Origin of the sequence: Nocardia sp. NPDC060220, from assembly GCF_042727815.1 — a bacterium.
Classification (GTDB): domain Bacteria; phylum Actinomycetota; class Actinomycetes; order Mycobacteriales; family Mycobacteriaceae; genus Nocardia.
Genome location: NZ_JBHWZY010000129.1, coordinates 1 through 11,376, shown reverse-complemented (window position 1 = coordinate 11,376; position 11,376 = coordinate 1). Strand labels below are relative to the sequence as shown.

Annotated in this window: 11 protein-coding genes; 7 read left to right on the top strand and 4 right to left on the bottom strand. The window is 68.7% G+C overall.

Annotation, left to right across the window (positions count from 1 at the left end):
• Positions 1-131 precede the first annotated feature (131 nt).
• Complete coding sequence (locus ACFWF3_RS09410; RefSeq protein ID WP_379313220.1) at positions 132-1,082, bottom strand: cobalamin biosynthesis protein; 951 nt, start codon at positions 1,080-1,082, stop codon at positions 132-134.
• A 116-nt stretch (positions 1,083-1,198) separates the two neighbouring features.
• Between ACFWF3_RS09410 and sigJ the strand changes: the two genes are divergently transcribed.
• A complete protein-coding gene (gene sigJ, locus ACFWF3_RS09405; RefSeq protein WP_379313218.1) occupies positions 1,199-2,125 on the top strand; it encodes an RNA polymerase sigma factor SigJ in 927 nt (308 codons plus the stop codon).
• A 16-nt stretch (positions 2,126-2,141) separates the two neighbouring features.
• Here sigJ and ald read toward each other — a convergent pair whose 3' ends face one another.
• On the bottom strand, positions 2,142-3,254 hold the full coding sequence (ald, locus tag ACFWF3_RS09400; RefSeq protein ID WP_379313216.1) for an alanine dehydrogenase: 1,113 nt from the start codon (positions 3,252-3,254) through the stop codon (positions 2,142-2,144).
• A 745-nt stretch (positions 3,255-3,999) separates the two neighbouring features.
• On the bottom strand, positions 4,000-4,770 hold the full coding sequence (locus ACFWF3_RS09395) for an MBL fold metallo-hydrolase (RefSeq protein WP_379313215.1): 771 nt from the start codon (positions 4,768-4,770) through the stop codon (positions 4,000-4,002).
• Between the two features lie 72 nt (positions 4,771-4,842).
• Between ACFWF3_RS09395 and ACFWF3_RS09390 the strand changes: the two genes are divergently transcribed.
• The 4 genes from ACFWF3_RS09390 (at position 4,843) to ACFWF3_RS09375 (ending at position 7,258) form a co-directional block, all read left to right on the top strand.
• The gene (locus ACFWF3_RS09390; RefSeq protein WP_378996267.1) at positions 4,843-5,799 is read left to right on the top strand and encodes a GlxA family transcriptional regulator; all 957 of its coding nucleotides are present in this window, start codon (positions 4,843-4,845) and stop codon (positions 5,797-5,799) included.
• A gap of 8 nt (positions 5,800-5,807) precedes the next feature.
• Positions 5,808-6,323 (top strand): gamma carbonic anhydrase family protein, encoded by a 516-nt coding sequence (locus ACFWF3_RS09385; protein WP_101469311.1) that lies wholly within the window; start codon positions 5,808-5,810, stop codon positions 6,321-6,323.
• A gap of 115 nt (positions 6,324-6,438) precedes the next feature.
• Positions 6,439-6,627 carry a hypothetical protein gene (locus tag ACFWF3_RS09380; protein WP_378639113.1) on the top strand — a complete coding sequence of 63 codons (189 nt, stop codon included), beginning with the start codon at positions 6,439-6,441 and terminating at the stop codon, positions 6,625-6,627.
• Between the two features lie 7 nt (positions 6,628-6,634).
• On the top strand, positions 6,635-7,258 hold the full coding sequence (locus ACFWF3_RS09375) for a TetR/AcrR family transcriptional regulator (RefSeq protein WP_379313214.1): 624 nt from the start codon (positions 6,635-6,637) through the stop codon (positions 7,256-7,258).
• Here ACFWF3_RS09375 and ACFWF3_RS09370 read toward each other — a convergent pair.
• Positions 7,226-9,028 (bottom strand): Eco57I restriction-modification methylase domain-containing protein, encoded by a 1,803-nt coding sequence (locus ACFWF3_RS09370; protein WP_379313213.1) that lies wholly within the window; start codon positions 9,026-9,028, stop codon positions 7,226-7,228. The genes ACFWF3_RS09375 and ACFWF3_RS09370 overlap by 33 nt on opposite strands.
• Positions 9,029-9,221: 193 nt before the next feature.
• On the opposite strand from ACFWF3_RS09370, the gene ACFWF3_RS09365 reads away from it, so the two are divergent.
• Together ACFWF3_RS09365 and ACFWF3_RS09360 are read left to right on the top strand one after the other, a co-directional pair.
• Entirely contained in the window at positions 9,222-11,045 is a 1,824-nt protein-coding gene (locus ACFWF3_RS09365; RefSeq protein ID WP_379313212.1) for a VWA domain-containing protein, read from the top strand.
• 114 nt (positions 11,046-11,159) lie between these two features.
• On the top strand, positions 11,160-11,376 hold a 217-nt coding region (locus ACFWF3_RS09360), incomplete at its 3' end, for a nitroreductase family protein (RefSeq protein WP_379313211.1).

Here is an 11,376-nt window from a genome sequence, read left to right as displayed (position 1 = left end):
GATGCGACGAAGGAGCGATTCCGCGGCGCCTAACCGGCGGCCCCTCAGGGCCGCGGACACGCGCGCGCCAGCGCGCCAATAAACACAGCGTCAAACCGTCCAGGACTACCTATCCCCTGTCATCCCCACCACTACCACCCCGCACGCCTACCACCCCGCAGCCAGGCAATCACACCCGCAACCGCAACCGCACCAACCTGCACAGCCCCCGACATCCGCACCGCACGCCGCAGATCCGCGGCAGTGGGCGCCGGCCCGTCACCCAGGGTCGGCCGAAGTTCGGTCCCGTGCCGATACTGCGTGCGTCCACCCAACCCGATACCGAGCGCACCCGCCATAGACGCCTCGACAACCCCCGCATTGGGACTCGGGTGCCCGGCAGCATCACGCCGCCACGCGCGCAACGCACCCGAAGGTCTCCCGCCGACCAACGGAGCGAGGGCAGCCGTGAGCAGCCCGGTGACCCGGGCAGGAACAAGATTGGCAACATCGTCGGTACGAGCAGCAGCCCAGCCGAACCGCTCGTACCGCTCGTTCCGGTACCCGACCATCGCGTCGAGAGTGTTGACCGCGCGGTACCCCAGCACCCCCGGCACACCCGCGACCGCGCCCCACAGCAACGGCGCGACCGCCGCATCCGAGGTGTTCTCGGCGATGGATTCGAGCGCGGCGCGCGCAAGCCCCTCGGCATCGAGCACAGACGGGTCCCGCCCACACAGCGAAGGCAACAGTTCGCGGGCACCGACGAGATCGCCGGCATCGAGACGATCGGCCATAGCGTGTCCAGCACGAACGAGGCTGCGACCGCCCAACGCGGTCCACGTAGCCACCGCGGTCAGCAGCACAGCACCACCCGCGCCTCTCCCGCGGATAGCGAGCGCACCGATCCCGACCACCGACCCGACCGCGATCACCTCGTGCACCACCCCGGCACGTCGATCGTCGGCATAGGTCTCGGCTTCCAATGCCACTGCCGCCGAACCGAACCCGGCTACCGGATGCCACCGCCGTGGATCGCCGAAGACCCGATCGAGCACAAATCCCAGCACCAGCCCGACCGCCGTCGGTGTCCCGTTCCGCACCGGCCGAGGGTAACCCTCGACCCGAATGTCACACCCGCGACCACTGCTTCGTCATCACTGTGACGGCACTTCTAGACTCGCCGGGACCGAGCAAGATCAACCGAACGGGCCACACCATGACCGCACCGCAGCCTCTCGATCAGGCCGAACTGGCCCGCCGCTTCGAGGAACACCGTCCCTACCTGCGGCGTCTCGCCTACAGCACACTCGGCAGCATCAGCGACGCCGAAGACGTGGTGCAGGACGCGTGGCTGCGCCTGCAACGGCAGTTCGACGCGGGCAAGGCGGACGAGATCGACAACCTGCGTGCCTGGCTCACCACCGTCATCGGCCGCCTCGCCCTGGACCAGCTCGGGTCCGCGCGCGCTCGCCGCGAACAGTACGTCGGCGAGTGGCTGCCCGAACCCGAGGTCACTTCCTGGGACGATCCGGCCGACCGCATCTCCCAGGACGAACGCGTCACGACCGCGCTGCTGGTCGTGCTCGAGTCGCTCTCGCCCGCCGAACGCACCGCGTTCGTGCTGCAAGACGTGTTCGGCATGACCAGCCCCGAGGTCGCCGAGGTGGTCGGGCGTACGCCCGCCGCGGTCCGGCAGCTCGCCTCCCGTGCCCGCAAGCACGTCGAGAACGGCACCCCACGTTTTCCCGCTTCGCCCGCCGAACAGGAGAAGGTCGTCTCGGCGTTCTCGCTGGCCTGGCGCTCGGGTGATCTGAGTTCGCTGCTCGGCATTCTCGACGAGAACGTGGTCCTCACCGCCGACGGCGGCGGCAAGGTGCCCGCCATCCGTCAGCCGGTGCGCGGCGCGGAGCTCATCGCCAAGATGCTGCTCGGCTGGTACACCGCCGCGAACGGCTGGGGTCGTGCGGTGCTGGTCAACGGCATGCCGGGCCTGGTCGTCTTCGACGGCACCAACTTGGGCGTCTTCTCGTTCGTCATCGACGCCGGTCGCGTCGTCGCCATCAATGTGGTGCGCAATCCCGACAAGCTGCGCGACCTGCCCATCGACGGCGACCCGGACTGGTACCTGGGCGGCGGCCGGTAGCCGCGACGCGGCCCGGTTACGCGCCGAGGGAATATCCGTGCGCGGCCGCGACTTCGGCGGACAGCAGCTTGCCGTCGACGGCCGTGAGTCCAGCGGCCAGGCCGGGGTCGGCGGCGCAGGCTCCGCGCCAGCCCTTGTCGGCGATCACCGAGGCGAACGGCAGGGTGGCGTTGGTGAGCGCCACCGTCGAGGTGTGCGGCACCGCGCCCGGCATGTTCGCCACGCAGTAGAACAGGGAATCGGCCACGGCGAAGGTCGGATTCGCGTGGGTGGTCGGCCGGGTCGAGGCGAAGCAACCGCCCTGGTCGACGGCGATATCGACGAGCACCGAGCCGGGCCGCATGCGCGCGACGAGTTCGTCGGACACGAGTTTCGGCGCTTTTGCCCCCGGCACCAGCACCGACCCGATCACCAGATCCGCGGCGACAACGGCTTTTTCGATCTCGAGCGCATGCGAGGCGAGGGTGCCGACCCGACCGGCGAAGCGAGCGTCGAGCTCACGCAGGCGCGCCAGGTTCGTATCGAGCACGCTCACCACGGCACCCATCCCGACCGCGATACTCGCGGCGTTCGTCCCCGCGACACCGCCGCCGAGCACCACCACATCGGCCGGTCGCACCCCGGGCACACCGCCGAGCAGCACGCCACCGCCCCCCATCGGCGCCATCAGGTGGTAGGCCCCGACCTGCGCGCTGAGCTTGCCCGCCACCTCACTCATCGGTGCGAGCAACGGCAGCGACCCGTCGGGCCCGCGCACCGTCTCGTACGCGATGGCGACAACTCCCGCGGACAGGATCGCGTCGGTGCACTCCTTCGATGCCGCCAGGTGCAAGAAGGTGAACAGCACCTGATCGCGGCGCATCAGTGAGTATTCCCGCGCGATAGGCTCTTTCACCTTCACCACCAGATCCGCTCGTGCCCAGACCTGATCGGCGTCGGCCACGATCCACGCACCCGTGGCGCGGTAGTCGTCGTCAGCGAAGCCGGACCCGGCACCCGAACCGGCCTGCACGAGCACCTCGTGCCCGTGCGCGACCAGTTCGGCGGCGCCCGCCGGGGTGAGCGCCACCCGGAACTCCTGCGGCTTGACCTCCGTCGGCACCCCGACGACTACGCCCGTTCGCGTCATCGGGCAAGCCTAGGACCTGGGCCGGAGCTCAGCCGTCGGCTCGATCGCGTGTCGCGGCAGCGCCGATTACGCCGGGGCTGGAACCGGCGGGCTGGACGTCGTTTCCGGGGCCGTCGCCGGAACGGTGGTGGTGGTCGGCGGTGCTGTTGTCTGCGTGGTCGTCACCGCGGGTGGCGTGGTGGTCGGGGCGAGGGTCGTCGTGACCGGCGGGACCGTTTCACCACACTCGTTGTGGCCGCAGGAGTCTGTTCCGCAATCCGGGCCGGGCACACAGTTGTACCCGGGCGGGATACCGCATTCGTTGTGACCGCAGGAGTCCGTTCCACACTCAGGCCCCGGTACACAGGTGTACCCGGGCGGGATCTCGCCTTGCGCGGGCGACCCCGGCGCGGCCTGCGTGGGTGAGTGGTAATACGACGACTCCGGCGTCGATCCACCACCCGAACCTCCCGGAACAGTGGATGCCGCGGGCGAACTCGTCGGCGTCACCGACGGCGTCGCGGTGACCGACGTCTTCGAAACCGAAGTCGATCCGGAATCACCGGAGTCACCACCGTCCGACGAACAGGCACCGACAGCGAACACCACCACAGCCATCAGCACACCGAGCGCAATCCGGAACAGGTTGCCCCTCAGTAACTTCCGCAACATGTCTTCTCCTCAGCCCACGGACCCGCACCTGGCAGGAGCAGGTGCGGGTCGCACGAAAGATGTTAGATAGCAGAACTATTCGTTGAATCGCCGCTCACACGGAAAACATTTCACCTCGCACCGGCACGATCAGCTGATGCGCGCGATCGGCGTAGGCGAAGGTGCGCTCGAGATAGTCCAGCGACTCACTGAAGTGACCCCATCCCTCCGCGTGCACGGCGACGATCACGGCATCGCCGAGCGCCGCGGCGGCCGCGACGGCGGTACGGGCGTTCAACGTGACGTCACTGTCGCCGAACCGCCCCACATTGGCCCCGCCGATGTTCAGCACCGCGGCATCGATGCGCCCGACCCGCTCGACGATCCGCTCCACCAACTCCACCGAGGCGTTGTCGCCGGAGACGTACACCGTGGGCTCGCCCGGCGCGCGCAGCACGAATCCGGTGACCACACCGCTGAGCGGCTCGCATCCCGGCGGCCCGTGCAGTGCGGGCACCGCGGTGACCTCCACCGCGCCGACGGTCACCGTCTCCCACGGCGCCAGGCCGCGCACACCCTCGATCCGGCTCGCGGCATCCGGTGTCGAGAGGACCGTGTCGACCTCGGCGAGAAGCGCACGGCCCGCGGTGTCGAGGTTGTCGGCGTGCTGGTCGTGCGAGAGGAGCACGATGTCGATCGTCCCGATCTCCTCGACCGGTACGGCCGGGCCGCTGAGTTTGTGCAGGGTGATCGGACCCGGGTAGTCGCCGGGCTCGTCGAATGTCGGATCGGTGAGCCAGGTCAGTCCGCCGTAGCGGAAACGCAGGGTCGGGCCGCCGATGTGCAGGGCGGCTGCCAGGGCGGGGCGGGTGATCATCTCGGTCATGCCGATAACTCTCGCCGAGCGGGCCCACCGCCCGACAGTGGCCTGCAGGCCGTACACCGATAAGATCGGGCCATGACCTCGGTGGCCGTGATCGCGTTCGACGGAATCAGCCCGTTCCACCTGTCGGTGCCGAGCCTGGTGTTCGGCCGATCCGGTACCGGCGTCGACGACACGTCGCCCTATGACGTGCGGGTCTGCGCCGAAGAGCCCGGAACACTGTCCACCGCAGCCGGTTTCGACATCACCGTCCGATACGGCCTCGATACCGTGCGCACCGCCGACCTGGTGGTCTTTCCCGGATGGGTCCGTGACCAAGGGATTTCGCCCGCGCTGAACGAGGCGGTCCACACCGCCCACGCCCACGGCGCCCGGCTGGTCGGCCTGTGCCTCGGATCCTGGGCGATCGCGGCGACCGGGCTCGCCGACGGCCGCGAGGTGACCACCCACTGGGCCGCCGCCGACGCACTGGCTCTGGCCTACCCCGACGTCCACGTGCGCGCCGACACCCTGTGGAGCGATCTGGGCGACGTGATCACCTCCGCGGGCGTCGCCGCCGCGCTGGACTGCTGCCTGCACATCGTCCGCACCGACCTCGGCGTCCGCGCTGCCACCGAATTGGCACGATCATTGGTCACCGCCCCGCACCGCCATGGCTCGCAGGCGCAGTACATCCCGATCGCGGTGCCCGACGACGATCCCGACGATCCGATCGAATGCGCGATGGCCTGGGCTCGCGCCCGCCTCGACACCGCCGTCGACCTCGACCACTGGTCACGCGAGGCGCTGATGTCGCGGCGTACCTTCACCCGCCGCTTCCGCGATCGCACCGGCACCAGTCCCCAGCAGTGGCTCCTGCAGCAGCGCATCGACCATGCCCGGCTGCTGCTGGAATCGACCGACGACACTGTCGACCGGGTCGCCCGCGACACCGGCTTCGGCAGCACGGTGAGTCTGCGTCACCACTTCCACCGCGTGCTCGGCACGTCTCCGGCGGCCCACCGTGCGCAGTTCCGCGGTGCGGCGCAATAATGACGTTCATGATCATCAAGGTGAGCGGGTTCACTCCCGAGATCGACGACACTGCCTGGATCGCGCCGAACGCGACCGTGATCGGGCGGGTGCGTCTGGGCGCCGAGGTCGGCGTCTGGTACTCGGCGGTGCTGCGCGGCGACCTCGAACAGATCAGCATTGGCGCGCGCACCAATATCCAGGACGGCTGCGTGCTGCACGCCGACCCCGGTTTCGCGCTCACCGTCGGCACCGGGGTCTCGGTGGGACACAACGCGATTCTGCACGGCTGCACCATCGGCGACGATGTTCTCGTCGGCATGGGCGCGACCGTGCTCAACGGCGCGGTGATCGGCGCGGGCAGCCTGATCGCGGCCAATGCCCTGATTCCCGAGGGCGCGCAGATTCCGCCCGGCTCACTCGTGGCAGGAGTGCCGGGCAAGGTGCGCCGCGAACTCACCCCGGCACAGCAGGACGGCATCAAGCTGAACGCGGCGGTGTATCTACACAATCTGACCAACCATCGCGATGCCGAGGTGTTGTGACCCGTCACACTGAGCAAGTGACCAGTAGGGAACCCTGATAGCATTTGTCCTGCGTATTGCGTCCGATCATAAGAGTGGCGATCGGCACCGGATACGCGAGGCAGGAGGTATCACGGTGGCTTACGTGCATTCCGGTGTGCGCCGAGCGGCGGGACGGCTCAGCGTGGCCGATATCGCGGCCCAGCCCGGCGGGGTCGAGGCACTCCAATCCCGTGTTCACGAACTCCGTTCTCGCGGAGTACATTTCGCGGCCAATGCGATCGAGCAGGAGATGGCCGCCTTGGATCTGCCGCCGCGGGGATAATGGGGTAATGCCTACCGTTACGTCGATCCTCGCGCGGATACTCGAAAAGCCTGTCACCGACGGGGAGAAACTGCTCGACAGCGCGCTGTCGGCATTTCTGGACTTCGGGATCAAGCGCACGAGCATGGGCGAGATCGCGCGGCGGGCCGGCATCAGCCCGGCCACCCTCTATCGGCGGTACGAATCCAAGAACGAGCTGGTCGAAGCCGTCGGCGTGCGCGAGGCGCAGCGCTATGTGGCCGAGATCGATGAGCGAGTACGGGCGGTCACCGAACCCGGCGAGCAGCTCGTCGAGATCTTCGTCGCCTTCGTCACCACCATCGCCGGCAATGAACTGCTACGCCGGTTGCTCAGCACCGAGCCGGAGATCATCCTGCCCCGGCTCACCACCGACGCCGGGCCCATCCTCGCCGTCGGGCGCGCGTATCTGGCCGAGAAGCTGCGCGAGCTCCAGGTCAGCGCGCCGGTGCCCGAATTCGATCCCGATCTGGTCGCCGAGATCATGGCGCGACTCGCGCTGTCGCTGGCGCTGACCCCCGACGGACTCATTCCACTCGACGATGCCGAAGCCGGGCGCGAGTTCGCGCGGCGCACGCTGCTACCGATGGTCGGTCTGCGCGACATCCACTGAGACGCCGAAGGCCGCCGCCACCACCTCGTCGATACCCGAATCAGCCACCGGTACACCGTCTTCCAGCAGGGCGCGCACCCTTCGCACGACCTCACCCGCCGCCGGACAGCCAGGATCGGGCACCGGCAGTCGCGCCACGTACTGGGTGATCCAGCGGCGTCTGCCCGAGTACAGCCGGTTGCCACAGACGGCGTCGTAGAACCGCAGTCCCAGTGCCGAATTCGCCACGCCCATCAGCAGGTACGCCAGATCGATGGCCGCGCGGCCCGCACCGAGATCGGTGAGCGAGATCCAGTAGCAGTCACCGTTGACCACCGCACCCGATCGGTCGAGGGCGAATCGCGGACGTTCGCTGATGTCGGGAAACACCAATTTCGGTGCGCCCCAGAGATGCGGGCGCTGTGGAACCCAGATCTCGAACCACTTCCGGCCGCCGTCGAGTACGTAACGTCTGCCCGACAGAGCTTGTTCGTGTGATTGTAAATATGCTGCCGCACAAGGGAATTCGGAAAGGTCGATCGGGGTGCGGCGCGGCTGCAGCAGATCGTAGGGATAGAGCACCTTCGTGCCGCGTGCCATCGCGACTCGCCAGGGTTGCAGATCATGGTGAGTGATCAACTCCCGCAGCAGTTCCGGCTCCGGCGTCGGGTCCATCTGATCCCAGCGGTCCGAGATGAACACCCGATCGGCCGTCGTCTTGATCCCCACCCGGATCCGCGCGGCCTCCCCGAACGAGCGCCAGGTGCGATCGGCGATCCGGCCGAGCCAGTGATCGACAGCGGGGCGCGACATGCGCCACGCGGTGTCACCGTGACGGCCGGATCGGATCCCGCCGCGCGGGGCGAGCAGCCCTGCCGGCTCCGCACCCACCGTCGGCGGGGCAGTCACCGTGGCCGACGGCTGCGGCGACCGCACGTCTGTCACAGGCGCACGGGCCACCACGTCGCCAGTCGCCAGCACGCCGACCTCCACCGCGAACACCCGCCCCCCGGCGCCGACTCGGCAGGCATCGTCGCCCGCCAGCGCGTCGAAAAGCTCGGTGGTGCAGTCGGGTTCGATCCCTGATTCCTCATAGACCGAGACATAGCGGCAGTCGGGTGGTCCGGTGGCACGCAGGGCGACGGTGATCGCGGGCAGCACCGCGGCGGCGAAGAGTTTGGTGTCGCCGAGGTCGTAGAGCTCCACCGGGGTCAGTTCATCGGTGAGAATTCGGCGCAGGTTCGATCCGGCCCGAGTGGTGAGAAAGCGGTTGGCACAGAGCAATCCGAGCACGCCCCCGGCCCTCAGCAGCCGCGGCGCGACGGCGACGAAGGGATGGGTGAGGTCGATCCGCCCGCGCAGGCCGAACTGTTTGCTCAGCAGCTGAGCGGTCGCTCCGCCCAGCTGCTGGGTCCGGACGTACGGCGGATTGCTGATGATCAAGTCGAAGGAGCCGTCGGCCAGTTGAGCGGAGGCTGCCAGGAAATCACCTGCACGGCAGTCTATTTCGACACCGAGCGCGTCAGCCCGCCCGACGGTTTCGGCGACCGCCTGTCGATCCAGGTCATATCCGGTGAGGTGAACCGTCACATCCGGTGCGTTCGAGGCGATTTCCCGATGCACCGCCAGCAGCAGCTCGCCATCCCCGCAGGCCGGGTCGAGCACACGCAGCGTCGTGGCGCGTGGCGCGTGGCGCAGCGCCCGTCGCGCCAGGAACCGCGCGAGTTCCGGTGGCGTGTAGTGCCTGCCGTGCCGTTTGCGCTCCTGCGCGTCGCGGGCCTGCAAAGCCATGCGGTCGATTGTGCCCCGGAACTGCCCCGATTCGCCGCAGGCGCGAGCCGCCCCCGAGCGCAACGTCCTCACCTGCCCAAACGTGACCGATGTTTTCAAACGGTGGGCTGCACCACTTCAGCAGGGGTGGAGCGACCACCGAGCGATCGGTAACGTCTGTCCGGTTTCACCCCGCGACACCGAATCTAGGACGATGCCGAGAATCAGCACGCTGACCGCCGCACTCACCGCAGTAGCCCTCACCGTGCTGCCCGCATCGTTACCGGCCATGGCGCAGGCCGACCCCGCACAATACGCGCCGACCATGCTCATCCTCGATGCTTCCGGCTCGATGGAACGGCCCGATCAGGGCGGCACCATGATGGACTCCGCGAAGCGGGCCGTCCGCTCGTTCGTCGCCTCCGCACCCACCGAATCCTCGGTCGGACTCACGACCTACGGCACCGGCACGAGCAATTCCGAGGCGGACAAGGCGGCCGGTTGCCGCGACGTCCAAGTGCTGCAGCAGCCGAAGATCATCGACAAGCCCGCCCTCACCACCGCTGTCGACAGCATCCACGCGCGCGGCTGGACCCCGATGGGCACCGCGCTGCGCCGAGCCGCCGACGCACTGCCCGATTCCGGTCCGCGCTCGATCGTGCTGGTCTCCGACGGTGACGACACCTGTTCCCCGCCCGACCCGTGTGAGGTCGCCAAGGAGTTGAAGCAGCAGGGCGTCGACCTGATCGTGCATTCGATCGGCTTCGCCGTCGACGACAAGGCGCGCGCCCAGCTCACCTGTACGGCGCAGGCCACCGGCGGCACCTACAGCGACGCGGCCGACGGCGCCGCGCTGGAACGCATTCTGCCGCGGGTGAGTACGGCCGCACTGCGCGATTACCAGGCCACCGGCACGCCCATCACCGGCACCGGCAGCATCGGCACCGCACCGGTCGCGAAGCCCGGCCAGTACCTCGACACCCTCGGCCAGCGGGAGAAGCGGTACTACGCGGTCGACGTACCCGAGGGCGCCACGGCCTACTTCACCGGGATCGTCTCGTTCCCCCGCGGGCGAAGCACCTCGGCGACCGAAGACATGAACGCACTCGACCTTCGCCTCTTCGGACGCGAGAGCGTGGAGTGCGGCATTCGCGAGCGTGAACTCGAGACCAGATCGAGCGACGGCGCCACCCTCACCATCGCCAAGGCCTTCGACGGCGCGGCCAAACCGCTGTTCGAGTCCGACAAGTGCACCGGCGCCGGTCGCTACACCTTCGAGCTGACCTGGGATCTGGTGTCGGAGGGCTCCTCCGATCGGTTGCCCGTGGAGATTCTCGTCGGCATCGAACCCGGCGTCACCGATCCCGGCCCGGCGGCCTCGACCACCAAGACCGCGTTCGCCGAACCGACGTCGCCTGCCCGGCCGGTCGGCGGCAGTGGCTCGTTCACGACCGCCGCCACGCTGCCCGGCGGCGGCAGCTACACCGACACCGTGCAGTCGGGCGAGTACGTCTTCTACCGAGTTCGGCTCGAGTGGGGACAGGGCCTGGCCTACCGGGTGCGTTTCGCCGAGACCGGCGGCGCCAACCGCATCGCGGCCTCGAACGTGACGACCACGCTGTACTCCCCGCTCGGCACCGAAATCGGCTCCGACACCAACGCCTATACCGGCCGATCGGGCGCCGAACTTCGCCTGGCATCGGTGCCGGTCCGCTACGCCAACCGCGACAGCTACGACGTTCGCGCGCAGTCGGTGGCAGGTTGGTATTACCTCGCGGTGAAGGTCGGCATCCCGACCGGCGCCGACGCTCTGCCGCCGACACCGGTACAGCTCGACGTCACCGTGGCCGGTGCGGCGGAGCCCGGCCCGACCTATATCGGTGCCAGTGCGCAGCAGGCAGCGGAACAGCCTGTCGCCGTGAGCGGTCCGGCGACGATCGCCCGGCCGTGGGCCTGGTACGTCCTGATCGGGGCGGGTGTAGCGCTGGTCGCCGGCATCGGTATCGCGATCCTGGTCGTCGGCCGCCGACGCGGCTGATCCGCGCCCGCCGGCACCCGAACTCGTGGTGCCGGCGGGTTCCGCGGCAGCGGCGGAACTGCTAGATTCAGTCTCGAAATGAGACCAGTTCTCCGTACCCGAGGGAGCCACGCGATGGCGCAGACCGACCACGACAGCAGCGATTTCGCCACCCTCCAGCGGCTGGCCGACGAACGCTGGAGCTGCCGTCAGTTCACCGCCGAACAGGTCGACCGCGCGACCATCGAACAGCTGCTGACCCTCGCCCAGCGCACGCCGTCGTGGTGCAATACCCAGCCCTGGCAGGTCGTGGTCACCGCGGGCGAGGGCACCCAGCGGTTCCGCAAGGAAC